Below are 26,125 nucleotides of genomic sequence, written 5' to 3' on the forward strand. Positions count from 1 at the left end.
GGTGATCGAAGTGATAAAAATTATTGTCCAACAAAACAACTGGGCGCAAGATCTTGGATTGTGTGTTATACGTATAGCGATTGGGCTTATATTTGTAAAACATGGCTCTTTAAAAATAGCGCGTGGCATGCAAGAGCTCGCATGGACTGGTGAGCAAATGAAGTATCTGGGTATTACGTTTGCTCCTTTATTCTGGGGAATTATGGCTATGCTGGCGGAGTTTGTTGGCGGTGTTTGCTTGACGCTTGGATTAGGTACACGCCTTGTAAGCCCATTTTTGGCTTTTACTATGCTCGTTGCGGTGCTGTATCATGTTGGCAAACGTGATCCGTGGGGATACATTTCTCATCCATTAGCATTACTTTTTGTGTTTGTTGGTCTTACCATTGCCGGTAGTGGTACCTATTCATTGGATCATTTCTGGTTTGGCCGTTGAGAGGATAATTACTGATGAAAATATTTTTGGACACGGCACATATTGAAGCAATTAAAACATATGCTCAGACCGGCCTAATCAATGGTGTTACCACGAATCCAACGCACCTGAGCAAAGAAGGCGGCGATCCTAAGCAACAAGTATTAGAAATTTGCAACATACTCAAGCATGGTGAAGTAAGTGTTGAAGTTACCGAGCAAGAACCGCATAAAGTATATGAGCAAGCACATGCTATTGCCAAGCTTGCAAAAAATATAGTTGTCAAAGTTCCGTGCCACGCAGATTATTACGGTATTATTCATAAGCTTGTGCAAGAAGGTATAGCGCTTAATATTACATTGGTGTTTTCATTGTTGCAAAGTGCGATGATGTGCAAGCTTGGTGTCCGTTATATCTCGCCATTTGTGGGACGTTTGGATGATAATAAAGAAGATGGTTCACAGTTGTTATTTGATATCCGTCACATGGTGGATTGCTATGGGTTTGAAACACAAATACTTGCAGCATCCATGCGTCATGCGCAGCATATACACAATGCAATCATGGCTGGTGCCGATGCGATTACGATGCCACCGGCATTGTTTCAGGAAATTAATACGCATGTACTGACGGGTCGTGGGATGGCGCAGTTTAATGCCGATTGGCAGAAATTGGGTATTAAACAGTTTCCGTAATGTGGGAATAACTATGTATAAATACATGCTGTTTCTATTGATATGGGTAACCAATAGTTTGTATGCGGTTTCAATAAAAGATTTAATTGATAGCCAAAAGATTTTTGCACTCAAACACATTTGGATTCGTGAAGGTGGCAGATGTATTGATATTGATTTGAGCAATATGGGTATTACGAGTCTTGATGGTTTTTATTATTTGATCACGGAATTTAATATTAATCCCGCAATGATTCGTGATTTTGATTTGAGTAATAATAAAATTACCAAGATACCACTTATGTTTATGGATGCGTGTCCTAACTTGGAACGGTTGTTATTGCAGCGTAACAGAATTGCTAAATTGCCAAAAAACTTTTTAGCAAAAAACTTTCTTTTAGAAGGGCTGGATTTATCGCATAATCAATTGAAAACCTTACCTGAATATTTTTTGGAGAATAATACTGGCTTGATAGGGCTTGTATTATCACATAACAAATTTGATTTGCTACCGCGTCAATTTTTGCATAATTGCACTGAATTAAAGGTATTATTTTTGAATAATAATAATGTGCATACGTTTCCTAAGCATTTTTTGTTTAATAACAGAAAATTGCAAAAATTGACCTTGTACAATAATCCTGCATCAATTGATGGTGTGTTTCCTGCATATGTATTAAGCGCATTAGTGTACAAAGAACTACGCGATACTGAAGTTTGCAGTTGTTTGGATTGTCGTACTCAAGCAGTAGATTTAATGGTACATTGATTAGCTTTGAGCGCACGGTATACTATACGTAAATTTAGGATGTCTCGTGCGTATAATTTTTGTTACTAATAATTACACACCATACAGTGGCGGTGTTGTCAGCTCGATTAATGCTACGGTACAAGCGCTGCGGCGTGCGGGACATGAAGTATGCATTATAACATTAAATTTTTTAGGCAGTACGCATAATGATCCATCGTATGTAGTACGTGTGCCATGTCCAGTTAAATTTGTGTACAAAAACAATCATATGGCAGTCCCATTACTCGTGACGCAACATATACGTAAACATGTAGAATTATTCAAACCTGATATAGTACATGTACACCATCCATTTTTACTTGGTGCGAGTGCGGCACGTGTTGCAAGGGAATATAAAATCCCTGTCATATTTACGTATCACACTATGTATGAAGCATATACACACTATGTACCTCTACCGCAATATGTGACCAAACAATTGGTTGCTCATATGGTTCGCACATTTTGCAATAAAGTTGATGCTATTGTTGCGCCAAGTAACGCAATTGCAGATGTATTATATGCGCAAGGAGTACGCGCTCCTATACGTGTTATTCCCAGCGGATTACAAGACATGTTTGTGCAACAACTGAATATTTCTATAAATCCAGTTGCACAACGCCCATTTCAGTTACTCTATGTTGGGCGCTTTACGAAAGAAAAAAATATTCAATTTATACTGGATGTTATGAAATTATTACCGGGGGATGGGCGCTATCAACTAAAACTAGTTGGTTTTGGGGCTGAGTTAACTGCATTACAACACCATGCGTATGGGCAATGCGGGTTTTCAGAGCAGTTTGTGCAATTTGTACATAAACCTCCACATAAAGACTTGATCCGGTACTATCGACAAGCAGATCTATTTTTGTTTGCATCAACGACAGACACGCAGGGGCTTGTTCTGGCAGAAGCCATGGCATGCCAGACGCCAGTTGTGGCTGTTGCAGGTCCTGGGCAGGCTGACATTGTAAAAGATGCTCATAATGGATTTTTGGTGGCAACCCGTGAGCAGATGGCAGACTGCATTACCCAGATACAAGCAGATGCTCACATGCACGATCGACTTCGAAGAGGTGCGTGGGGAACTGCCCAAAGATACCAACCTGATGTCTTGGTGCAAGAGCTCATTAGTTTTTATGAACAAATTTTGGTTTGATTTATAAAAATGTTTCAACTCTTAATTTAAAGTAATTCTTTTCATATTAAAATTAACATCTAATGGAGTTCTCCTATCTGTTTCACCAAAAAAGACCTCGATTAGAACAGTAATAGCTCAAATCTTCTCCCCGGAACTCATATCATTGTATCAACCAGCAATATTCTGCTATACTTAAAGTAATAATTTAGGGATAGGTGTTTATTGCTAGGGGTCGCAGGGATGCATAAGGTTAATATAGCTATTTTAGCTCTTTTTCTAGGGAACATGCCTATCGCAGGTATGGAGAAAGAAGCGGATATTTGTGCCCTGGTCTCGCATAATCGCCAAAATATCTTCAAAGCTGTCCAAGAATCGATTGAACAGGGCAAATTCATTAATATTGATGCCTTTGTATTTACCAATCGTGAAATTTTGGAATCTATTCGCAAAGCAAAGGAGAATGGTGCTTATATTGAGGTGAATGTGGGTAGTTTTTCTCAAAATAAAGGCTTTATAGCTCAATTGCGGGAAATGGGCATTCAGGTTACTCAAGTGCCTCATTTGCATATGAAGCGTATACTAATTAGTGAAAAGGATCCACGCTTGGGTTCTCCGGGCAAGACAACAACCTTTATGGGTTCAAGCAATTTAACCTACTTTGCTCATCAGAATTTTGAAGCAGCAACCACTACTCAAGATGCCACAGATTACTTTATGCAGCAGTTTGAAAACCATCAATCCCTTGCAAATATGAAGACGCCAGAAAAAAAGAAAGAAAAGTTACATGTAGCAGAAACTCCATGTGGTCTGCAGCTGTTTACCTCTCGGAGTTATAGATTAAGTGAATCCAAGGCGTTACGCATTGATAAATTGGCACGTAGTAAGCAACAAAAACGAGTGTTATATATTTCTTCTATGAATTGGAATACGCCCGCGGTAACTCGGGCACTTATTAATGCGCATGAGCAGAGAGTTGAGATTAAAGTTATAGTGAATGGTTCGGCACTGCGGGGAGGTAATGAGCAATTAAATGAGCTAGCTGCCGCAGGGGTACCGGTGTTTGTATTTGATCCAGAAGGCCTCAAGCGTGCTATTCAACATAGCAAGCTCTTGCTCCGTTTTGATGGTGATGATACGCTTGTTATTAACTCAACAGCAAACTTAACATCCCAAGGCGATCAAGAGTTTAATGTTGATGAATATTCTACCAACCCTCAGGTAGCACAACATTTTAAAGAAGCATTTGATGATTATATTGAGCATCACTGTGTGCCATATAAACACCAGCAATTATCGACAAAGCCTTACCAACCGGCCAGAAAACGGTTAATCTTTGATACATCAGATGAGCAAGAACAACCGACTAAAAAGCGCCGCGTACAAAAAAAATAATAAACCTTGTCCACTCGCTCAAAGCTTGATGAAGGGCCCCACAAACGAACTAGGGTAACCCATCAGCAGGTTTAGGGTATAGGGATAAAACTAAATAATAAAATTATGAGTCTATTTAAACTACATGCACCATTTCAACCGGCAGGAAGCCAGCCGGAAGCCATTGCCAAGTTAAAAAAAGGAAGACCAGGTAGGTCAACGCTCATCGGGGTAACCGGTTCGGGCAAGACCTATACTATGGCCAATGTTATTGCGCAGCAAAACAAGCCGGTCTTGGTCTTGGCGCCCAATAAAACATTGGCTGCGCAGTTGTATGAAGAATTCTCATTATTTTTCCCCGAAAATAAAGTCTGTTATTTTGTTAGCTACTACGATTATTATCAACCGGAATCATACTTGCCGGCACAAGATATTTATATTCCCAAAGAAACCAAGATAAATACCGAAATTGAACGTTTGCGGGTAGAAACGACTGCTTCATTGATTAACCGTCCAGATACGATTGTGATAGCATCAGTTTCTGCAATTTATTCACTCGGTAATCCAAATGATTATCGTGATCTTGCGTTTTCACTCCAGGTGGGTCAAGAGATAAGCCGATCAGATTTGTTGCGTAAACTTATTTTTATTCAATATAAACGTAACGATGTGGCTAAAGATTCTGGTACATTCCAAGTATTGGGTAATACGATTGAAGTTAACTTGCCATACCAAAAAGAAAAATTACGTATTGAGTTATTTGGCAACACCATTGAAAGTTTGCAATGGGTGAGCAAGCAAAATAACCATGTTTTAATGAATTTAGACAATACCTTGGTGTTTCCTGCAAAACATTTTGTAACTACACAAGAAAGCAAAGATGCCGCAATCAAAAGTATACAGGCAGAGCTTGAAGAATATGCACCTACGATAACAAATCCTATGTATCGTGAACGACTAGAAAAACGGATTGCGCATGATATTGAAATGATACAAGAAACTGGCCATTGTGCAGGTATTGAAAATTATTCATCGCATTTTGACGGCCGTGCTACCGGTGAAGCACCATTCTGCTTATTTGATTTCTTTCCCAAAGATTTTTTATTAATTATTGACGAGTCGCATATAGCACTTCCACAACTGCGTGGTATGTATGCGGGTGATCGAGTGCGCAAAAAAGCTTTGATTGATTTTGGATTCAGACTACCATCTGCGTATGATAATCGACCATTGCAATTTGAAGAAATTGAAAAATACTTCAATGATGTAGTATTTGTTTCTGCAACGCCGGGTGATTATGAATTGCGTAACTCAGATACAACGGTTGAGCAATTAATTCGGCCGACCGGTTTACTTGATCCGCAGATAGAAGTACACGGCAGGGTGGGACAGATTGATCATTTGGTTGAACAAATCAAAGCAACATCGGCGAATGGATACCGTACCTTAGTGACCGTATTGACTAAAAAGTTAGCCGAAGAATTGGCTGAATATCTAGAAGAGCAAAAAATTAAAGTATGTTATTTACATAGTGATCTGAAAACGCCACAGCGTACCGAGTTGTTGCAGAAATTACGATTGGGTATTTTTGATTGTTTGGTAGGAGTCAACTTGTTGCGGGAAGGTCTAGACTTGCCCGAGGTTGCATTTGTGGCAGTTATGGATGCTGATGTAGAAAGTTTCTTGCGCGATAAACGATCACTCATTCAGATTGTAGGTCGTGCGGCGCGTAATATGGATTCAAAAGTGGTTTTTTATGCAGACAAGATGACACAATCTATGCGTGCTGCCATTGATGAAACAAATCGCCGAAGAAAGCTGCAACAAGATTATAATAAAAAACATAACATTACTCCGGTGAGTGTAAAGCGTGAAGTGACCAAAAGTATCAGCAACATGCAGGCATTAATTGCGCAAGCATCTAAGTCTAAAAAGAAGAAGAAAGAAGAGCAGGCATTATCCGGCGATGCTATTGTTGTACGTATTACCATGCTCGAAAAACAAATGCAGGATGCGGCCGAACGCCTTGATTTTGAAACCGCAATTGCCCTGCGCTCTGAGTGGCAGGAATTGAAAAAGCAGCAGTAATAAAGCAAGGTGTGGTTTATAAATATGGTTTTTAAAGAAAGAATACCAATGCGTATCAAAATATTAGCAAGTTTATTGAGCGTTATGTCTGTATTTATACTGAGTGCTATGGACGGGCAAGCAGAGTGGTGTGTGGGATTACCATCTGATATGTGGTTTGAAATTGTGGTTCGATTACAAGATCCGTTGGCAGAAAAAAATATAAATGAACAGATACAAACATTAGCTTGTATGCGAAATGTCAGTAGATTTTTTAATAATTTGTTATCAGTTCCCGTAATGAGCAAGATATTACAAAGTGTGAATTATGAGGAACATCTTTTAAATAAATCTTTATTTGTAGTGATTGAGAAAAATAATGCAGCCATGATTTGGTTACAAGCATTGCTGCAGGCAGGAGCAAATAAAGATGCACGAGATGAAGAGCAAAAAACACCATTACATGAAGCAGCTCAAAGGGGGCATACAGTCTATGTACAAGAATTGCTACAGATAGGAGCAGATAAAGATGCAAAGAATTTGCTTCAATATACACCATTACATTTTGCGGCTAGTAATGGCGATGTAGCATGTGTACAAGCATTGTTACAGGCAGGAGTAGAGGTGGACGCAAGAGAAGGTCGTAAGCAATGGACGCCATTATGTCAAGCGGTTAGTAATGGCCATATAACATGCGTACAAGAATTGCTGCAGGCAGGAGCAGAGGTGAATACAAAAGATAGTAGAAAAAAATGGACGCCATTGCATGTAGCGGCTAAAAGTGGTTATGTGGTATGTATGCAAGCATTGTTGGATGCAGGAGCCAATAAGGATGCAGAAAATTGGTGTTTAAATACGCCATTGTTTGTAGCGGTTATTAATGGTTGTACGGGATGTGTGCAGGCATTGTTGGATGCGGGAGCAGATAAAGATAAAAGGTACGGTAATTATTTAACACTGTTACATGTAGCAGCTCAAGTGGGACATGTAGCATGTGTACAAGTATTGCTGAATGCAGGAATAGATAAAAACGCAAAAGATAATGAACAATGGACACCATTACATGTAGCGATTAAAGGTGGTTATGTAGCATGTGTGCAAGCATTGCTAGATGCAGGAGCAGAGGTAAATGCAAAAGCAAACGTGCATGTAGACGATTGGTATCAAATAACACCGTTGCATGTAGCGGCTAAAGGTGGTTATGTAGCATGTGTACAGGCATTGTTAGATGCAGGAGCAGAGGTGAATGCAAGAGATAGTTATGAAGAAATGTCATTGCATTTGGCAGCTACTTGTGGTCATATAGCGAGTGTGCAAGCATTGTTGGATGCAGGGGCAGATGCATACGCAAAAAATTGGCTAAAACGAACACCTACAGATATAGCCAGGAAACTTGGATTTATTGAGCTTGCGAACATGATAGAAAATTATAAATCATAAAATTTATATGACACCGAGTCGTTAGTAATCGTAAGGATAAATAATATGTATGCTTTCAAGATATTTATGATGGGATTATGTGTTATATCAACACTGAGCGCAATGAAGCGAACTCATGATACTGCATCATTAGAACAATCAGAGCAACACATTGAGTCAATTGAACTAACAGGTGGAGATGAGCAGGCTGAATGGTTTCTAGGCTTACCACGGGATATGTGGTTTGAAGTTGTACTGCGCATAAATGAGCCTTTGGTGGAACATGATATTGAAGAGTTAAAAATTATTAAATTATTAACGTTACAAAGCTTACCTGAAAGCGATATGTTTCAAAAAGGTACATTAGCAAGAACTCTCAAGGACTTGGCTTCTTTACGAGCTACAAACTCATTTTTCAATAAATTGCTTTCTGCGCAATTAATGGGTGGTGCGTTAAAAGAACAATTCAGTTATTCACCACGAGATTGGAAAAATACATTATACAAATTGGTAGAAAAAAGTGCTCAAGGCACTAGTTGGCTTAGAGCGTTTTTGCAGGTAAACCATGATACGGATTACTATCTCATGTATTGGGCTATTGATGCTGGTCATGAGCAAATGTTAGATGTATTAGCAGAACATATGGATATTGAGGTAAGACCTAATGGTCCTTCTGATGAAACAATATTATATTCTGCATTGGGCAGAATTCCGTGTTTACAGATATTACTTAAGCATGGAGTAAATGTTAATGTAACAAATAGTGAGGGGAAGACTCCTTTACATACTGCAATCATATGGTGTAGTGGTCACAAAAGTATTCCATCATTATTGCAAGCGGGAGCAGATAAAGATGCACGAGATAATAACCAATGGACACCATTACATCATGCAGCTTTTCATGGCAATGTAACGTGTGTACAGGCATTATTAGATGCAGGAGCAGATAAAGATGCAAAAGACAATACAGGACAAACACCATTATATAAACCATTCTCAGTAATATATGTTACTTATGAACCTCTCATGCAAAGTTATTTAGCATGCATGCATACATTGCTACAAGCAGGAGCAGATAAAAATACAAAGGATAATGACGGAAACACGCCATTGCATAGAGCTATTATGTTACGCCATAGACGTGGCGCAGAAATATTGCTACAAGCAGGAGCAGATAAGAATATAAGAAATAATCAAGGTGAAACACCGGTTGATTTGGTTCAATATAGATATCCTGATATGGCAGATATACTAGAGAGTGGTAATAATCGTATATCCAAGCTTATGGTAGGTTTCATTATTGGAGTAGCTGGAGGAGCGGTGTTGTGTGAGTACCTCTTTTGAAAAATTAAAGTAGTATGATTGAACAAAGTAATTTTACTGGTCTCATATTTATGAACCGCAGCATAGCCTGCGGTTTTTTACTTTTCATCACATATTTTTTATACTTACCTTTCTAATCTATTATATAAGGTGAGAGTATGCGTATTAAGATGTATCAGGTAGTTATATTACTTTTTGTTGGATTAATAACATTTAGCTTGGGATTTTGTACCATGAAAAAAGATATGCCGTTAATTGATACGATTACCAGTGTGCAACAGGTAGTACATTTATTTCCAAAAAATCCGCAAGAAATAAGTACCAGAACTGATCGCTACATGATGCAGGCACAAAAAGCATTAGATGCTATTATTGCAATTCCTCATGATCAACGTACGTTTATAAATACGGCCAAAGCATTAGATGATGTATGTGGCGCATCTGATTTGGCAATAGGCGGCAACATGATTGAAGTTATGGAGCATGTACATCCGGATGCAGCAATGCGTCAAGCAGCGCATGATGCAGCATTGCGCATGCAAGCGTTTTGGATTGATCAGGTAAGTAATAATAAAAAACTATATGAAGCGTTTAAAGCATATGTTGCAGGTAATAAAAACAAAGAGCATCTGACTCCTGAGCAAGAATATTTTATTGAAGAAACGATGAAAGGCTTCAGACGCGCGGGGCTTGATTTACCTGATACCGAACTTGAACAATTGCGTACATTAAAAAAAGATATTGCAAAGTTATGTTTAGAATTTTCCCAAAATATTGCAGTGGACAATACAACTATTGTGGTTCCTCAATCGGGTCTTGCAGGCTTGGATGAAGATTTTATTGCAAGTCTTAAAAAAACTGATGATGGGCAGTACATCTTGGGCGTAGATTACCCAACGTACTTTAATGTCATAGAAAATTGTGCCGTAGAAGATACGCGTAAAAAACTTGCTATAGCGTTTAATAATCGTGCATACCCAGTCAATGCAGAATTGCTCAAACAGATTATTACAAAGCGTGATGAGTTGGCAAAAAAGTTAGGCTATAACAGTTATGCTGATTATGATTTGGATGAGCAAATGGTCAAATCGGTTAATCGAGCACAACAATTTATGGATGATTTATTGACGAAATCGCAGCAAAAAGTTGATCAAGAACTTGCGCAGCTCAAACGTGACTTGCCTGAGTCAGTAACATTAGCAGCTGATGGTACCATCAAGCCATGGGATTTTAGCTATATGCAAAATCAATATAAAAAGAAGCACCTTGCTGTTGATGAACGTGCCTTATCTGAATACTTTCCTATGCAAAAGACGGTTGATGGTTTGTTTGATATTTATAAACAGTTTTTTGGTATTGATTTCAAAAAAGTGCCTCATACTCAAATTTGGCATGAAGATGTAGAGCTTATTGAGGTATATAGCAAAGATGGTCATGAATTGTTGGGTTATATTTTCTTAGATTTATACCCACGCCCAAATAAATTTAGCCATGCAGCACAGTGGGGGCTAAGTCCCGCTCTCCAGCGTGATGGTAAGAAGATTCCTGCGGTGGTGTTGGTAGTGGCAAATTTTCCTAAACCAACTGGTGATAAACCAGCATTACTCAAACGCAGTGATGTTAATACATTTTTCCATGAGTTTGGACATGCGCTGCATACGGTATTTGGTAGAACAGAACTTGCATCACAAGCCGGCACCAATGTAAAGAATGATTTTGTTGAATTGCCATCACAAATGCTTGAAGAATGGTTGTGGGATCGTGATATGCTCAAAAAAGTGAGTGGTCACTACAAAACCGGTGCGCCATTACCTGATGACATGATTGATAATATTCTTGCACTCAAGACGTTTGATTCTGGTAATTTCTTGCAGCGACAATTAGTGCTGTCTAAGCAAGCGTTGCATTATTATATGCCCGGTGCAGACAAAGATCCTTATCAAATCATGAAGGATTTGCATGATGCATACCGTCCACAGTTTACCTGGATGCCGGAAAATCACTTTTATGCTTCTTGGGGGCATTTGACGGGATATGCGGCAAAATATTATGGCTACATGTGGTCGAAGGTGTTTGCGCTTGATATTTTTGAAGAAATAAAAAAACATGGGTTGCTTAACCCTGAAATAGGCCAAAAATATATCAATACAGTGATTGGCAAAGGTGGTAGTGCTGATCCAAATGAATTGCTCAGAAATTTTCTGGGACGCGAGCCAAATAATAAAGCGTTTTTAAAAGATTTGGGATTGATGCAGTAGGTTTATGCGCCACTACGGAATAGTTTTACATCGTTTTTTCCCAAAAAAGTATACCATTGCACTACTTGATAGCCAGCTTGGTAGAATTGATGCTGTTGTGCGGTACGATACTGCTATGCTTGGTGCGCTCATTAGTTATGAGATTGAATATAAACGTACCACTTATTTTATACAGGCAGTGCAGATAGAAGATGCACCGCTTGCATTAGCACAATCTGATATTTTATTTCTACATCATGTGCTTGAACTATGTTATCATTTTATGCCGGTAGGAAGTTGTGTAGCAGATATGTTTGAACTCGTGCAATTTATCTATAAACCAGTTCAGCACAATATGTTTATCAAAAAAATTTTTTTATTTAAATTGCTCTATACGCTGGGTATGAGTGCACCGGAAGAGCATGAGCATGGTTTTTTTGAGTATTTGGCTACGGTGTCTATTGACACACTTGATGCTAAGCAATTAGATTTAACATACGAAAAAAAATTAGATAGATGGTTATTGTATTGTATGGCAGAATATACAGATATACAAACTTTAAAAACCATACATTTTTTAGTAAAAAGCAGGGTGGCATGAAAAATTTGATACATATTTTTTCGATAGTAATGATATTGGTACCTAGTGTTAGTGTGTCCATGGGGGCAAATGATTTACTCAGCCAGGCGGGATCAACGTTGCGTACAGCCGGTGAGAAAATTTTTGTTGATGTGATAGAAGAAAAAAAACAAAAACGTGCCGAACTTCAAAAAGAAAAAACTACCTTAGAACAAGCGACAGATAAATTCCAGCTTGATACCAGTGAGCAGTTACAAGTACTTGATCAAGAAATTACACAAGTCAAAACAGAATTACGCCGTAATCCTGTTGATGATTTTTTTAACAAAAAACTAACTATACTCAATGAATTATACCAAGGTATTAAAGATCTGCAGAAAGCACGCGAAGAGTTGATCTCTATCTTGGATGAGCACATTAAATTATTGTCCACATATCTTGAAGATACTGATTTTAGTCGATTTAAAAAAGATCATAAGTTTAAAGACTACCTTATTTATTACTCATTTGATGATTTACACCAATTGCACCAATCTATTTTGGATCAAGAACGCCGTGTTGCACAGTTAACTGAGCAAATAAATAATGCAAAAACAGAGCTTGGTCATCGCAAGCAAAGTGCAGCGGCAGCAGCACAGGTCTTTAAACAAAAACGAGAAGAACTAGAGCGATTTCCAAAAGAGTTTGAACCTGAGGCTAATGAGCAAGAAAACCTTACTTTAATTAATCTTGAAGAACGCTTGTTTAGTATTCGTAATCAACTTGATGAGTTGCGTTTACGTGAAATTCTGCAAAAAATTGCATTATTTGAAACAAAAAAATTTATAGCAGAAGGTCAGCTGCGTATATTGAAAGATGAGTTTAGGCGTATCAAGCCGGCAATTCGTGTGAGTGAAGCAGATGTTGCGAATGCCAAACAAGAACTTGCAAATAAGCGCAAAAAACATCTTGCCATGCAAGATGTGTATCGCCAGCGGTTAGGAGTAGTGCTGGCAGATAAACAAGAAAAGAGTAATACGCTCGAAGTAATGAGCAAACGGTTCAATGTGCCATTGGGTGCAGATCTTGATGCATGGCGTATAGAGCCGCAACAAACAGTGGCATCTTATTTGGGAGTTTGCCAAGTTGGTGCAATGAATGCGTACATACTATTACTTGAAACAAAACGACGCTTACTTGATTTGCAGAGTACCATAGAAACAGTTATTTCCAATAATGAGGCAATTCAGTTACAAGTCAAAGAGTCATTCCACAAATTGAACAGTGGTGCTTTTTCTTCCGAAGATGCAATTGCTCAAGAGCTAAAAAAATATGATGCACCACGGTCAGAAGCAAAAGCAAATATTACCTTGTATCGTACCGAGATACAAAATATAGATGAGCAGCTTGAAGGGCAAAAGAAAATTCTCGATGTTATTGCGCAGTTGCGTAAAAATATTCAAGACAATCAATCGCGTATATTCAAGCATGCAGGTAAAGAATATCTTACCTGCATAGAAATGCTTGCTCGAGCAGAGCGTTCGGTAAAAGAGCGTATTGATTTACTCAAGTTATTGAACAGTATTTATGGTGAAGGCATAGATGCTGCTGAACGTACCATTCGTCAAATTAACTTTATTATTGCAGAAATGAATGCAATCACTATTTGGTATCGCCCCGAATATGCAATTTCATGGGAAGGTGTCAAAAATATTGTCAAAGATGTAGAAGTTTTCTTTACCGATGTGTACACCTATTTACGACGTATTAGCTTTGAGTCAATTGTTGAGATAGTGCAAGACACGATAGAAAATCCATATAATACCTTGTTTATTCTTTTGAAATTATTAATTTTAGTTGTTGGATTATTTGTAGTTCGTCTGTGTATCACGCCGGTAGTTGCGCTACTTATGCGCATGCATACGGGTGGTATTATACGCGTACTGAGTATGATGCTTATTGTGCTACTTAAGTTTATACATACCTATTTTGTGAGCATAACAATTTGGGTAGTATTACTTGCCGCTATTATGACGCAGTTTGTATTAGACCCATACATATATATATTGTTTTATTTGGGATCTATTCCTTATTTGCTTGTATTGTCAAATTGCTTTATTCGCTTTATGTCTACGTTTAATAAACAAGAGCAGTATCCAATTTTGAGCCAAGAATTTGAACGTCGGTTTATGATAGTTTTTTCTACGCTATTATATGCGACTATTATTATTTTCTTATTTCGTGAAGCATTTGAAGTTTTCCGCTGGATTAGAGATTATCAATCAGAGTTAGCAAGTATTTTGTTTGCTATAAATTATATTATTTTCCAGATCGGTTTAATTTTCTTAATATCCAAAGAACAAATACTCAATGTATTACCTGACAATAATAATTTTAGCCATTGGGTGCGAGATCAAGTTGATAGATATTATGCATTGTTACTGTTAGCAGTAATTACTATTATTGTAATGATCAATCCATACGTAGGTTTTGGAAGTTTGGTCTGGTATTTGCTCAAAGGCATATTCTTGACCAGTTTGCTTGCTGCAGGATTGTTCTGGCTATATGGTGTGTTCAAAAATGTTGCATCACGGGTGTTTTTTGCGCGTGAAGATGAAATTGTACGTGAGCGATTTTCTCATGCAAAGACATGGTTTGGTTTACTTATTATCACCTTATTTATATGTGTAGGTATACTCGGTATTGTACTTAATGCATATATATGGGGGTGGCCACTGGGGCTCAAAGATGTCGGCAGCTGGCTGAGTGAACCGCTTATACCTGGCGTTACGCCACCAATTACCGTAATGTCGATTCTCAAACTTATTACGTTTGTGTTGGGAGGGTTACTCGTATCATATGCGCTCAATCGTTTTGTGCTTGATAAAATATTTGATTTGCTTCTTGTTGATATGGGTGTACAACACACGGTTACCAGTATATCTCGGTATCTGATTGTTATTGCTACCGTGTTTCTTGGCTTACAGAATGTTGGCCTTGGGAATCTTGTCATTTGGATTGTGGGTGCATTGGCACTTGGGGTTGGTTGGATATTAAAAGAACCAATCAGTGATTTTGTTGGTTATTTTATAATTTTAGTACAGCGTCCACTTAAAATTGGTGATTTTATTCAAATAGATGAAAATACGCTTGGCGTGGTACGTAAAATTACACCACGATCTATTGTTTTACGCAGAAAAAATAGCACAACCATTGTAGTTCCTAATTCATATGTTATTAATCATGCAATAGTAAACTGGAACTATGTACGTAAATTTATTGCGTTTAATGACATTCTTATTGTTATTGATTATGCACATGATCCTGCTTTTGTGCTGCAAGTACTTACCGAGGCTGTTGAGTCCCATCCAAAAGTATTGAAAAATCCGCGGCCGATTGTACGTCTTGATGATTTTTCTGAATATGGATATAAATTCATGGTGCGTGGTTTTTTGAGTGATGTGTATACGTTGGATCAATGGGTTATTGCAAGCGATGTACGTATTTTGATCGTCAAAAAATTACAGGAACATGGTATTGATATTGCAGTACCGGTGCGTCGTTATGTATCAGTCGTACAACCGGGTATTGGAGAAAAACCAGGTATTCCTGAAAATGGCAGAATATCAGAAGGTAAAGGCATGAAAGAGTAAGCTTTTATACTTTTATGGTAATACTTTTTTTGAGTAACTTACGTACATTTTTAGGGACAGTACGGTATTGCTTGGACAATACGGGGTATTTTGATAAATCTATATGACGATTCTTTTTTGCAGCTTGTATGAGCGCAGTAATGAGCAATAGTTGATTGGTTGTAGTGGCTGTTTTTAGAGAATGTAGGGCATTTATTTCTCGTTCATTGAAGAGTTCTAGTTTGGTAATTATGTGATTTCCCCACGTTGACCGTGCTATGGATCTGCCATTTGCACTTATAGTGTATAGGTTAAAATCATCGGGATGTTTTTTCTTTAGTTTACCCGATATATTTTGTTGTGCGCACGTGGCTTGCATAAATAAGTGTGCAGTAGAATTTGTTTCTGTATGAATTGGAAATTTTGCAGAATACTCGAATTCTTGAGTATTTCTAATACGGGTCCCCGTTTGTGTGCTCCATGTAGTATGAGTACCATCATAATGAATACCGGTGATTTGCGTATCATGATTAAAATATAATTCCATAAGTGGTTTGGTTGTAATTGTTATATATGTATTATTTGCTATGTCCCATACATGTATGCCGTATGTATTTATGTCGGTGTTTTTTATGTATGATGCAAGCATAGTACTCGCATTGTTGAAGCATAATTTTTTTATATTGTAAGGTATTTTTGTACTGGTATAACGGGTGACATGTGTATCTGTTGTACTATAATTTGTAGTATCATAAATGGTAATAAGGTTATCATGTGCCACCGCAATAAGGGTGCCATCAGCATTCAGATTGCATGTTGAACCAACAAATGGTGACTGATGAGGTGAACAAAACCCGTACAATTGCCATAATTGAATACTATTGTCTGCTGATACCGATGCGGCATATTTGTTTTTTTGATCAAAATGTAGAGATATAATTTTTTGTGTATGTGGTTGTCGATACGATCTTAAATGAGTACCATACATACCATCCCAAAAGCACACTTCACCTTGTGTAGATCCGTTAACAAAGATATTATCAGGACTTATACCCATACAAGAGACAGGGTACGTAAACCAGTATGTTATAATTCGTTTCTTTGTAGTGGCTAAATTAAGTGTAATAATCTGTTGTATTATTTTATTACGTATGCAACGGTCAATAGCACATTCAAGTGGCAGGGGGAAGTGTTCTAAGCGTTGATGTAGAATAGTGCGCCATTGCCATAATGTCTGTGGCGATTGGGTTATTCTTTGTACAAAGATATTGATAGCTAATTGTAACAAATCGTCATTGCCCACATAATCACTTGTAATAATTAAGTCTTGCACATCATGTATAGGTAGCGTGAATAGATATTCTTTGATCTTAGTTTGGCTTTGATATGCGCTATTACAGACAACAAAAAGCAATCGTGCTTGCCGCATGCCTATAGATAATTCAAGTGGGCCATTTAACATAGCTACGTTTTCAAACAATGCATACGTAGCAGCTAGCGATTTTTTTATACGTATTGGTGTGCCATTTAATTCAGCATGCTTATCCATACCAGGTAGTATGTTTGCAAAAAACAAACTATACAAAACAAGTAGGTATAGCTTATTGATATACATGGCACACCCATGTAAAATTATTGTTTTATTTTTTTTGTATTTTTTAATAATCGTTTATATATGCCGGACATATATATGCCATAACCAATCATATACAAAGAGCCGACAATAACTATGCTGTTAAAAAATGGAATAGGTACACCGTAGCGATCGAGTAGCAACACCAAGCCGGCTATTGCTAATACAAAACCTTTGTGCTGCGTGCTGAGCGTTTCAAATGGGTTGAGGATATTCATCACTTCTCCTTTTTTATAATTATTTTCAGAAGTAATAGAACAATGCAATGTGTAATCGCGTGTTGCTTACTGGTACTGCATTTTCAATTTTACCTTGTGGGCCAATATCACCAAATGCTGCGCGATCATATTCAATTTCAGCGCCTATAGTTAACTTACTAATTCTCCATCGTATGCGTGGTGCAACCCGTGCTGCATATTGAATGTTTGGTGCATGTGCAAAAATAATTGGGTTACCTTCTGCGTTTCTAAATAATACATCTTTTGAACCAATATTTTTTGTGTAACCAATAAATATTCCAGGCTCTAATGTTTCCCATTTGGTTCCAACTATGTCAACCCAACCGGCTAGAGCTCGCGTATTTGTATAGTCTTGTTCACCGGTACACGCATTTCTACTTTTGACTGCATAGCCACTGATTTGTTGTAAATCAAATAAGTTTTCTCCATATACAAACTTACTACGCAATCGCCAATTTTCATACTGTAGAGCAACGTACACAATTGCCGAGGTACTACTTATTGATTCATTAACCTTAAAAATTTCTCCTGTCAAGGGACTGGTTGCACTCAACCGTGGTTTGAGTCGTTTCCAATCTGCTGCAAAGCCGAAAAAATGATTATTCAAATAAAAACGAACTTGGCCATGTAAATCTGGTGTAATAGCATTGCGTAAGTACGTGGTGCGTGGACCTTCTGGGCCATCACTTGGGTAATCAAGTTGCGTAACTAATGCCGTAATAATCTTTATAGTTGAAACATCAAATGTAGAGATAATTTGTGGTGAGAATGCATATGGTTGATACGGAAATCCGAGTGACGTAGAGATCATATCTGCTTGTGCTTCGGGTACATAAAGTGGATGCCAATATTGTCCGGCACGCAGATGGATACGTTTCCAGTCAAGCTGCCAGAATGCATGGCGCATGGTTACTAAATTGGGCAAATCTTTTTTGCCGAAAAAGTCGACTTCAACATATCCCCAGCTGTTAGCGCTATTGACCTTTGGGCCGTTAATTTTGACTTCCAGACGGGTACGAATGGGTAACATGTTGAATTCGCCATTTGCGTTTATATCATTGTCACATCTATCGGCTATTTTTTCTTTTGGCCAATAAATACCAAAACCGTCACGTTCGGTAACTACTTGACGTGTGTCCCAAAATGTACTGTGGCGTACATATCCTGAGAATTCGAACGTCTCAAGAAATGTCTTGTTCAGTTTTTCTGCCATACTGTATGAAGTTGTGGCAGTAACTGCCAAAAGAAGAATAATTTTTTTGTATACTACCATCTTTTTTCCATATCTGTTGTCTTGTAAGTACCCTATATCATCTAGCGGTTATTGCAATAAATTTTTATACGCTATTCGGACTAGAAATCATAATACAGCGCAAGTAATAAGCGTGTGTTACTGGTTGGTTTTGCGTTAGTGACAGTACCATCAGATGTAATAGTACCAAATGATGCGCGTGTATATTCGAGCTCTAATCCTATGGTAAATTTTTTGATGACGTACCGAAGGCGTGGTGATATACGAAACAAAATGTCGATGTCAGCACCAAAGGAGTAGATAGTATTTTCTTTGATGCCGTTTGCATCAGTAATATTTTGAATAATCGTTTTTGGTGCGCCTAGGTTTTTATCAACACCAATAAATAGCCCGGGTTCCACCGTATGGTATTTTTTTATTGCGCTATCAATCCAGAAACTAATATTGCGGAGATTAGTATACGTACGTATGTCGGTGGATGGTTGAACTGAATGTACGGCATAACCGCCTAGCCCACCATAATCAGTCAAGTTACCACCATACATTAGTTTTGTGTGCATAGAGAACGTATTCCAATTGAATGCTGCATATGCGAGTATAGCAAAGCTATTGAGTGCGGTAGATGTTTTTACATCTTTGTTGGTAACCAAGCGTGGAACTAAGCGTTTGTAATCTACCCCACATCCAAAAAAGTGATTACGAATTCTTGTTTTAATTTGCATATGTAGATTAGGTACAAGCGCATTACGAATATAGGTCGTGCTTGCACCAATAGGTCCCAAGCTCGGACAATCAAGCTCGGTTGCTGCACACAGAATAATTTCTAGACGATCACCTCGGACGTAGGTGTGGCGTACTTGTGGTACGCGTGCATATAAATCAATGGGTTGCCCAGAGTTATAAGAAATAGTGTCTGCAAAACATTCTGGTATGTACATAGGGTGCCAAAATTGTCCTGCTAAAATAGCACTATGTTTCCACGATAAATGTATGAATGCAAGTCGCATGCGCAAAATACTACCAAAGTCTAAATTGGTAATAAATTCGGTAAACCCAAAAAAGTCAGCTTCAATTGCAACATGACTTTTAGCGTCACCAATTTTAGGTCCACCAAATTCTAAACGGCAGTTGGTCTCAATAGGAACCATGACGTATTGACCTTTGGCATTGATATTAAAACCACGAGCATCATAATGCTGCCTATCAGGAAAGTTGAGAGACGTATCTTCAGAAGAACCATTCACTTGATGCGAATCCCAGAATGCCTCATGCATAATATAACCGGTAAACTCAAATTCTCCGGGTTTTAATTTACCATTTACTATAGGTTGATGCATGACCCGTAAGGGTCCTTGCTGGCAGACAATGACTGATGAGTATATACACACAAGGTATATAAATAGTGTGTACACATGATGCGTATGTTTCATTACTACTCGTTGCAAAATTAATATGCATAGTGTTAATACATGGTTAGGTAGTCTAGCGCGTTATTAAATTATTGCAATAAACCCCTCTATGCGCCATGCCTTGGAAAAATCCAAGTGCATATCATGTAATGGCTGATGATGTACTAATAATTGTACTTGTTGAATTGGAATATTATTTTCACGAATAGTTTTGAGTAATCCTTCAATAAGCATCCATTTTTCAAAAGTAGATGCTGTTTTATCGAATAGATTGCGGTCAAAAGAAATATATGCTTCATGCCCAGAAGCAGCAATCAGTGCAGTTTGTAGGCCAACTTTTTTGTCCAACACTTGTTCTTCATCAAGAATGTTGAGCCACGCTTTTAGTAAGTAATACAGATTAGATGCTGCATCAGTATGCCAAATAATATCTTGCGTTTCTGTGTGCCACGCATCGGTATGCCAAAAGTGCAGTGTTACTGTTTTTTTTGATGCACGAACTGGTGGTGTATACGTTTGTGTATTAAATGGTGTACGTATGAGTATAAATTCATTAAACCATGCAAATAATATCATACCGCATAGCAAACTGATTAATCCAAGTAGGTAGTAATGATGATTTTTCATGTGGGATAATGTGTTAATTTTCTCTTTTTATGTGTTGGTGTGTAATTTTGTAATAATGCATGTATTTCCGATTCATCGGTGTAATCCATTGGTGTTTGTTCGAGGTTGTCTTGCATCGTCGGGTCTGCATCATGCTCAAGCAGTAATCTAACTGTTTCAAGTTGCTCATCAAGAATTCCATTATACCCTTTCAATTGATCAGGGTTATTGCGGGATGTCAGCCATAATATGTGGTGAGTTCCCTTGCTGGTTGCAATATGGAGTGGTGTAACTCCTGCATTATCTTGTATATTAATTGGTATGCCGGCATCAAGCAGCAGAGCTACAAGTGGCACCTTGCGTGTGTACACTGCATAATGGAGTAGTGACCATGATGTGGAGACATCACGCGTATGTGGATGTTTAGGCACCGTAATGTACATACAATCCCAAGTTTTCCAATCAATGGCGGTATGGCGTATAGCATCACAACGAATTAGTTCTGCAAGCATATCCTTTTCTTCTGCATCAAAATTATCATGTGCATTGTTATTAACGAAAAATAATACTGTATAAGCCAGATCAGGTGCATGGCTGTGTATATAATTTTGTTTTACCAGCTGTTGTATGGTGTGGGTTACGGTATTCGCTTTATTGTGGAATTGCCATGCCTTAAACCATGTTGTGCAAACTAATGGGCAAAATTTGTTGGCTGCGGTACAAAATGCAAAAAAATGTCCTAAGCTGCTCGTAACACTCCATACTGGTAAACAATCTTCAAAATGAATAGGCTCATCAGGAGAACGGAAATCACGTATGAATTGTTTATGTTCTGATGAGTTTAACTCAGTTTCCATTACTTGTTGCATTGCAAGCGCTTGTACATACTCATCATCTTCGTTTGCTTGATCCAAAGCGGTCTGATAGCTTGCAAAGGTAAGAATGGTACGCAGTATGTCATGAGGAAAATCATTGATATGCATGCCGTGCAGGTGTATTGCTACTGTTGATAACACACAAAATAATATTTTGCCGGTATTATTCATGTAATCTTCTTCTTTTACGAGGCCGTTCTTCGTCAGCGTATGCTTGGTCACTAAAATATGCTTTAAGGAGCTGGTGTTCTCGAGGCGTGAATAAACTAAATAACGTATCAAATATAGTTTCTTGCGATATGTCATAATCTTGATAAAACGACTCAGTTGCCGTGGTCGCAGCCGATTGCCAGTGACGGCATACAAGGCTAAGCCAATCCCTTTTTTGCCATGCATGTTTAACTAAATCTATTTTGTCGTCTTTTTCTGGGCATTCCCATGTGCTTGTAGCAGGTTGATTCGCGGGTGCTGGTTCAGGAACAATAAGATAAGAAAAAATCTGAATAAGCATGTCCATGGGCATGTCATTAATATGCATGCAATGTGAGGATAGAGGAAATAAGAATAATGTAATCAATAATGTGTATAGGTTCATATGATTTCCTTATATAGTATAATTTTTTTCACGAACGTTAAACTATATATTGTTTAAATAAACCCCGTATTTCCGTGTTATTTGTATAATCTGCTGGTGTGTGTTCATTGTTATCTTCGATATTGGGGTTTGCGCCATGATTTAGTAACGTACATACCGATTTAAGATGAAATCTTTTTGTTCTTACGTCTAATGACTCAAATTCTTCTTCTTCATTGTCTGATGAATTTTTGTTGAATTGACATTCATCTTCTTCTTCAATCAAATTACATGCAATATGCAAAGGCGTTGCACCAGCATTGTCTGTGGTGTCAATTGGTATTGTGTTGGTTGCAAGTAGTAACTCGAGTACATCTGGATTTGGTGCATATGCAGCATAATGTAGCAATGTCCATAATGTTGGTTTATTAATGTGTTCAGTCCAAGCTCTTGCAGGCCATATGCGCTCATGGTGTGGGTGTTGTTTGACCTCCGGTGTATAATCCATACAGTCGGTAAGAATGGTAAGGTCAAGTATGTTATACGCAAGTAATGTGCTCAATATGGTATAGTTTTTTTGTATAACTTCATCTGCAAGCAAATGAGAGGTATCAATTATAAATCCACGTAAAAGTTTGGATAGGTTGTCTTTATGTGTAAGCATGTAGTTACGCATACGCAGCGGTAGTTGAGCTGCATGATGCCATGTCCTGCATACCAAGCTGCATGTGTATAGTTGCCTGCACATGGTAAAAAAATGTTCTTTTTGTTTTTTCTCTCCCCATGTAAAGGATCCAAGCCCACACCATGATGCATCGGTTGTCAGTTGGGTGAAAAAGCGTCCATTGTTGTTTTCTTTCTCAAATTCCTGTTCTTCTAGATTTGCTTCACGTTTTTTCTCTTGCCGAAGTTCTAGTTTTGCACGTGTGGCATCTGCTGATGAGTCTGCAGCCCATGAAATCCATTCACTGAGTATATCGTGTGGAATTAAGATACCTTCTATTTCCATACCCGTATTTTGCATGCTAGCAAGCAGAAATGGTATGGAGAGTAAGGTAATAGCAATGTGCTTTATGTTCATAGAATACCTTTTGTTATAAATTCAATACTTTCTACAAGCGGTTCCACATATGAGTGCCAATCATCTTTATTCTTTATACTTATTTCAATGCCTATTGCTGGTGCAATGATGCCAATAAGCGGTTTGAATGGCAATGAATATGGGCCGTGTACCGTGAATAATTTATCATATGCAGGTTGTTTTAAAATGTTGCACATGTGTATACCATACGCAAGAGTTTTTTTTCGACTGAATAAATGCGCTTGATCATACGGGTATAATGCAAGCCCATGTGTATGTGTAATAAAATCATCACCATATGAAAAATGATATATATAGATGTGTGGTTTTGTGCCTGCTTCGTGATAAAAATTAATATTTATGTACAAATCGGGTTGCATACGATTAGCAAAAGATGCTTGTTGCAAAGGGTATATAATTTCACCCGGTTGGCGTGTAATGCTTACGCGCATATGTGGGTTACGGTTGGTTAGTATTTTTTTTATTTCTTCTGCATATTGCAAAGTGATACTACGTTCAAGAGAATCTTGTATGGTCCGCCCGGTGGTTTTTGCATCACCAGCTGGATCTAGCATGATAGTAATTGGTGGTGTGTATATGCGTGCATAAATTGTTACAGGAATTAACAAACATAAAAAAAAATTTTTTAGCGACATTGTAAATCAGTAGTTAAAAATTGTGGTAAAAACGTAGTGCGCTCAAGTCCGGTATTATTATTAATTGCCATACCAATTGCTTTTGGCTGCCCTATAAATATACACAATTTTTTTGCGCGTGTTATTGCCGTGTACAATAAATTACGTTGTAGCAACGTAAAGTGTTGCATAAATATGGGAATAATGACGGCATCATATTCAGAACCTTGGCTTTTATGAATAGTAATCGCATAGGCGAGTACTAGTTCATCAAGTTCACTAAATTCATACACTACTGAGCGTTCTGGATATCGTACCGTGAGTTGTTTTTCTTGCACATCAATTTGTTCTATGGTGCCAATATCGCCATTGAATACCAATTTGTCGTAATTATTTCTGATTTGCATAACACGGTCATGCAATTTAAAAGTGGTACCCGCTTGTGCTATTTGTGGTTTATGTTCATCTGGATTGAGTAGCTGTTGTAGATTAAAATTAATCGTATGGGTACCGACGACACCACGATTCATAGGCACCAGTACGGTAGTGTTATGTGGTGAAATATTAAATTTAGCCAGTCCTTGTTTGTAGATATTTTCCAAATGATGTTGCACATTTTGTGGATCATTTTCTTTAATGTATAAGAAATCTCGCCGTGCGCCCGGTAGTTGCGATACGGGAAATTCACCATTATTAATTCGGTGTGCATTAATAATTATTAAGCTATCTTGAGCTTGCCGAAAAATTTCAGTCAGTCGTATGGTAGGGACTATATTGCTGGCAATAATGTCTTTTAAGAAGTTACCAGCTCCTACGGAAGGTAGTTGATCTATATCACCAATAAATACCACATGTGCATTGAGTGGTACTGCTTTGAGTATGGCGAATGCAAGGAAGATATCAATCATAGAGGCTTCGTCAATAATTAAGAAATCGACGTGCAGTGCGTTTTGTTCATTACGTGCAAAACCCATGGTGCTCACATCAAATTCAAGCAAACGATGTATGGTGACTGCTTGTTTACCGGTGCTTTCAGTTATGCGCTTTGCAGCACGGCCAGTTGGTGCAGCTAGTTTATAAGAGTATTTATTTTCATCAAGTATGCTGAGCAACTTTTTAATTAAAGTGGTTTTGCCGGTTCCCGGTCCACCCGTAACGACGGTTACGTTATTTTGCAAACAGGTTAAAATGCCTCGTTGTTGGTCTTCATTAAGGGCTATATCTTGTGCAGTACGAAGCTTGGTATATATAGCATCAATATCAAATGTACGTAAGCGTAGTTGCTCTACTAGCTTTTTAAGTTTTGTACTGACGCCTTTTTCAGAAAAATAATATTGTGATAATGTGACAAAATGTTGTTCATTATGCGTGATCAATTTTATTTTATCTTCATTGTACAAATCATGCAGAGCACATTTTATTTTTGGTGCTGCATCGGTTGCATCAAGCTCAAGTAACGTTGTTGAATTTGTTTTTAGTGCATCAAGTTCAATGTATAAATGACCGTTACTAATAATAGTAGAGATAGTATGTAATAATCCGGCAGTGATACGCTTGACCGAGTCATGTGCAAATCCCATATTTTGGGCGATTTGATCCGCCATTTTGAATCCAATGCCCCAAATGTCGGTAGCAAGACGATATGGATTTTGTGTAATAATGGCAACAGATTCTGCACCATATTTTTTATAAATTTTTGTTGCATATACGGGTGATATCCCCTTGTCTTGTAAAAACACCATGACGTGAGAAATCTCTTTTTGGTCATGCCAAGCAGTAATAATAGTGTCTACGCGCTTGGGGCCAATACCGGGAACTTCATGCAAACGCTGGGGATGTTGGTCAATGATGGTCAGTACATCCTGCCCAAAATAGTTAACCAGTTTTTCTGCATACGTAGGTCCAATGCCTTTAATAAGTCCGGAGCCTAAATATTTCTTAAGGCCAATAAGTGATGTTGGTGTTTGTGCATGACATTGTTGTGCATCAAATTGTCTGCCAAATTTGGGATGAGTTATCCAAGTACCGCTGACACGAACATGTTGCCCCGGTTGAATATTGGGCAAATAGCCTTTAACAATGGTTTCTCGCTTTTTATCCAGTTGTAATACAAAGACGGTAAAGCCATTTTCTGCATTGTGAAAAAATAACCGGTCAACGGTACCACTTAATTGTTCTAAAGGTTCGGTCATT

The 26,125-nt window shown here is 38.0% G+C and carries 21 protein-coding genes; 11 read left to right on the forward strand and 10 right to left on the reverse strand.

The window, feature by feature from the left end; translation table 11 throughout:
- Position 1 precedes the first annotated feature (1 nt).
- The 11 genes from PK943_04830 to PK943_04880 all read left to right on the forward strand — a co-directional run bounded on the left by PK943_04830 (position 2) and on the right by PK943_04880 (position 15,649).
- Positions 2 to 436 carry a DoxX family protein gene (locus PK943_04830; protein HRN78541.1) on the forward strand — a complete coding sequence of 145 codons (435 nt, stop codon included), beginning with the start codon at positions 2 to 4 and terminating at the stop codon, positions 434 to 436.
- 14 nt (positions 437 to 450) lie between these two features.
- Positions 451 to 1,110 (forward strand): transaldolase family protein, encoded by a 660-nt coding sequence (locus tag PK943_04835; GenBank protein HRN78542.1) that lies wholly within the window; start codon positions 451 to 453, stop codon positions 1,108 to 1,110.
- 13 nt (positions 1,111 to 1,123) lie between these two features.
- Entirely contained in the window at positions 1,124 to 1,858 is a 735-nt protein-coding gene (locus PK943_04840) for a hypothetical protein (GenBank protein HRN78543.1), read from the forward strand.
- A gap of 46 nt (positions 1,859 to 1,904) precedes the next feature.
- A complete protein-coding gene (locus tag PK943_04845) occupies positions 1,905 to 3,038 on the forward strand; it encodes a glycosyltransferase (GenBank protein HRN78544.1) in 1,134 nt (377 codons plus the stop codon).
- A gap of 222 nt (positions 3,039 to 3,260) precedes the next feature.
- On the forward strand, positions 3,261 to 4,412 hold the full coding sequence (locus PK943_04850) for a phospholipase D-like domain-containing protein (GenBank protein ID HRN78545.1): 1,152 nt from the start codon (positions 3,261 to 3,263) through the stop codon (positions 4,410 to 4,412).
- Positions 4,413 to 4,517: 105 nt separating this feature from the next.
- Positions 4,518 to 6,479, forward strand: a complete 1,962-nt coding sequence (uvrB, locus tag PK943_04855; GenBank protein ID HRN78546.1) for an excinuclease ABC subunit UvrB — start codon at positions 4,518 to 4,520, stop codon at positions 6,477 to 6,479.
- A 48-nt stretch (positions 6,480 to 6,527) separates the two neighbouring features.
- Positions 6,528 to 7,898: an ankyrin repeat domain-containing protein gene (locus PK943_04860; protein HRN78547.1), complete on the forward strand. Its 1,371-nt coding sequence runs from the start codon at positions 6,528 to 6,530 to the stop codon at positions 7,896 to 7,898.
- A gap of 45 nt (positions 7,899 to 7,943) precedes the next feature.
- The gene (locus PK943_04865) at positions 7,944 to 9,221 is read left to right on the forward strand and encodes an ankyrin repeat domain-containing protein (GenBank protein ID HRN78548.1); all 1,278 of its coding nucleotides are present in this window, start codon (positions 7,944 to 7,946) and stop codon (positions 9,219 to 9,221) included.
- A gap of 137 nt (positions 9,222 to 9,358) precedes the next feature.
- Entirely contained in the window at positions 9,359 to 11,458 is a 2,100-nt protein-coding gene (locus PK943_04870; GenBank protein HRN78549.1) for a M3 family metallopeptidase, read from the forward strand.
- 4 nt (positions 11,459 to 11,462) lie between these two features.
- A complete protein-coding gene (locus PK943_04875) occupies positions 11,463 to 12,038 on the forward strand; it encodes a hypothetical protein (protein HRN78550.1) in 576 nt (191 codons plus the stop codon).
- A complete protein-coding gene (locus PK943_04880) occupies positions 12,035 to 15,649 on the forward strand; it encodes a mechanosensitive ion channel (protein HRN78551.1) in 3,615 nt (1,204 codons plus the stop codon). The genes PK943_04875 and PK943_04880 overlap by 4 nt, the downstream gene beginning before the upstream one ends.
- Positions 15,650 to 15,653: 4 nt before the next feature.
- Here PK943_04880 and PK943_04885 read toward each other — a convergent pair whose 3' ends face one another.
- The 10 genes from PK943_04885 to PK943_04930 all read right to left on the reverse strand — a co-directional run bounded on the left by PK943_04885 (position 15,654) and on the right by PK943_04930 (position 26,124).
- Complete coding sequence (locus PK943_04885; GenBank protein ID HRN78552.1) at positions 15,654 to 17,243, reverse strand: hypothetical protein; 1,590 nt, start codon at positions 17,241 to 17,243, stop codon at positions 15,654 to 15,656.
- 17 nt (positions 17,244 to 17,260) lie between these two features.
- On the reverse strand, positions 17,261 to 17,479 hold the full coding sequence (locus PK943_04890) for a hypothetical protein (protein ID HRN78553.1): 219 nt from the start codon (positions 17,477 to 17,479) through the stop codon (positions 17,261 to 17,263).
- Positions 17,480 to 17,504: 25 nt separating this feature from the next.
- On the reverse strand, positions 17,505 to 18,773 hold the full coding sequence (locus PK943_04895) for a hypothetical protein (protein HRN78554.1): 1,269 nt from the start codon (positions 18,771 to 18,773) through the stop codon (positions 17,505 to 17,507).
- An 80-nt stretch (positions 18,774 to 18,853) separates the two neighbouring features.
- Complete coding sequence (locus PK943_04900; GenBank protein ID HRN78555.1) at positions 18,854 to 20,089, reverse strand: hypothetical protein; 1,236 nt, start codon at positions 20,087 to 20,089, stop codon at positions 18,854 to 18,856.
- Positions 20,090 to 20,245: 156 nt separating this feature from the next.
- The gene (locus tag PK943_04905; protein ID HRN78556.1) at positions 20,246 to 20,788 is read right to left on the reverse strand and encodes a hypothetical protein; all 543 of its coding nucleotides are present in this window, start codon (positions 20,786 to 20,788) and stop codon (positions 20,246 to 20,248) included.
- A complete protein-coding gene (locus tag PK943_04910; protein ID HRN78557.1) occupies positions 20,785 to 21,813 on the reverse strand; it encodes an ankyrin repeat domain-containing protein in 1,029 nt (342 codons plus the stop codon). The genes PK943_04905 and PK943_04910 overlap by 4 nt, the downstream gene beginning before the upstream one ends.
- Positions 21,806 to 22,237 (reverse strand): hypothetical protein, encoded by a 432-nt coding sequence (locus PK943_04915; GenBank protein HRN78558.1) that lies wholly within the window; start codon positions 22,235 to 22,237, stop codon positions 21,806 to 21,808. Before PK943_04915 ends, PK943_04910 begins: the two co-directional genes overlap by 8 nt.
- 37 nt (positions 22,238 to 22,274) lie before the next feature.
- On the reverse strand, positions 22,275 to 23,297 hold the full coding sequence (locus tag PK943_04920) for an ankyrin repeat domain-containing protein (protein HRN78559.1): 1,023 nt from the start codon (positions 23,295 to 23,297) through the stop codon (positions 22,275 to 22,277).
- Positions 23,294 to 23,953, reverse strand: coding sequence for an N-acetylmuramoyl-L-alanine amidase (locus PK943_04925; protein HRN78560.1), 660 nt, complete (start codon positions 23,951 to 23,953; stop codon positions 23,294 to 23,296). The genes PK943_04920 and PK943_04925 overlap by 4 nt, the downstream gene beginning before the upstream one ends.
- On the reverse strand, positions 23,944 to 26,124 hold the full coding sequence (locus PK943_04930; protein HRN78561.1) for an ATP-dependent RecD-like DNA helicase: 2,181 nt from the start codon (positions 26,122 to 26,124) through the stop codon (positions 23,944 to 23,946). The genes PK943_04925 and PK943_04930 overlap by 10 nt, the downstream gene beginning before the upstream one ends.
- Position 26,125 lies beyond the last annotated feature (1 nt).

Source organism: Candidatus Dependentiae bacterium (genome assembly GCA_035445995.1).
GTDB lineage: Bacteria > Babelota > Babeliae > Babelales > Vermiphilaceae > DAOMRS01.

Excerpts from the sequence above, each read along its gene's own strand:
- PK943_04860 (HRN78547.1), top strand. The coding sequence starts at position 6,528 with ATGCGTATCAAAATATTAGCAAGTTTATTGAGCGTTATGTCTGTATTT.
- PK943_04875 (HRN78550.1), top strand. The coding sequence starts at position 11,463 with ATGCGCCACTACGGAATAGTTTTACATCGTTTTTTCCCAAAAAAGTAT.
- PK943_04895 (HRN78554.1), bottom strand. The coding sequence starts at position 18,773 with ATGGTAGTATACAAAAAAATTATTCTTCTTTTGGCAGTTACTGCCACA.
- PK943_04835 (HRN78542.1), top strand. The coding sequence starts at position 451 with ATGAAAATATTTTTGGACACGGCACATATTGAAGCAATTAAAACATAT.
- PK943_04910 (HRN78557.1), bottom strand. The coding sequence starts at position 21,813 with ATGAATAATACCGGCAAAATATTATTTTGTGTGTTATCAACAGTAGCA.
- PK943_04870 (HRN78549.1), top strand. The coding sequence starts at position 9,359 with ATGCGTATTAAGATGTATCAGGTAGTTATATTACTTTTTGTTGGATTA.
- PK943_04925 (HRN78560.1), bottom strand. The coding sequence starts at position 23,953 with ATGTCGCTAAAAAATTTTTTTTTATGTTTGTTAATTCCTGTAACAATT.
- PK943_04890 (HRN78553.1), bottom strand. The coding sequence starts at position 17,479 with ATGAATATCCTCAACCCATTTGAAACGCTCAGCACGCAGCACAAAGGT.
- uvrB (HRN78546.1), top strand. The coding sequence starts at position 4,518 with ATGAGTCTATTTAAACTACATGCACCATTTCAACCGGCAGGAAGCCAG.
- PK943_04850 (HRN78545.1), top strand. The coding sequence starts at position 3,261 with ATGCATAAGGTTAATATAGCTATTTTAGCTCTTTTTCTAGGGAACATG.
- PK943_04885 (HRN78552.1), bottom strand. The coding sequence starts at position 17,243 with ATGTATATCAATAAGCTATACCTACTTGTTTTGTATAGTTTGTTTTTT.
- PK943_04930 (HRN78561.1), bottom strand. The coding sequence starts at position 26,124 with ATGACCGAACCTTTAGAACAATTAAGTGGTACCGTTGACCGGTTATTT.
- PK943_04880 (HRN78551.1), top strand. The coding sequence starts at position 12,035 with ATGAAAAATTTGATACATATTTTTTCGATAGTAATGATATTGGTACCT.
- PK943_04900 (HRN78555.1), bottom strand. The coding sequence starts at position 20,089 with ATGCATCAACCTATAGTAAATGGTAAATTAAAACCCGGAGAATTTGAG.
- PK943_04865 (HRN78548.1), top strand. The coding sequence starts at position 7,944 with ATGTATGCTTTCAAGATATTTATGATGGGATTATGTGTTATATCAACA.
- PK943_04920 (HRN78559.1), bottom strand. The coding sequence starts at position 23,297 with ATGAACATAAAGCACATTGCTATTACCTTACTCTCCATACCATTTCTG.
- PK943_04915 (HRN78558.1), bottom strand. The coding sequence starts at position 22,237 with ATGAACCTATACACATTATTGATTACATTATTCTTATTTCCTCTATCC.
- PK943_04905 (HRN78556.1), bottom strand. The coding sequence starts at position 20,788 with ATGAAAAATCATCATTACTACCTACTTGGATTAATCAGTTTGCTATGC.
- PK943_04840 (HRN78543.1), top strand. The coding sequence starts at position 1,124 with ATGTATAAATACATGCTGTTTCTATTGATATGGGTAACCAATAGTTTG.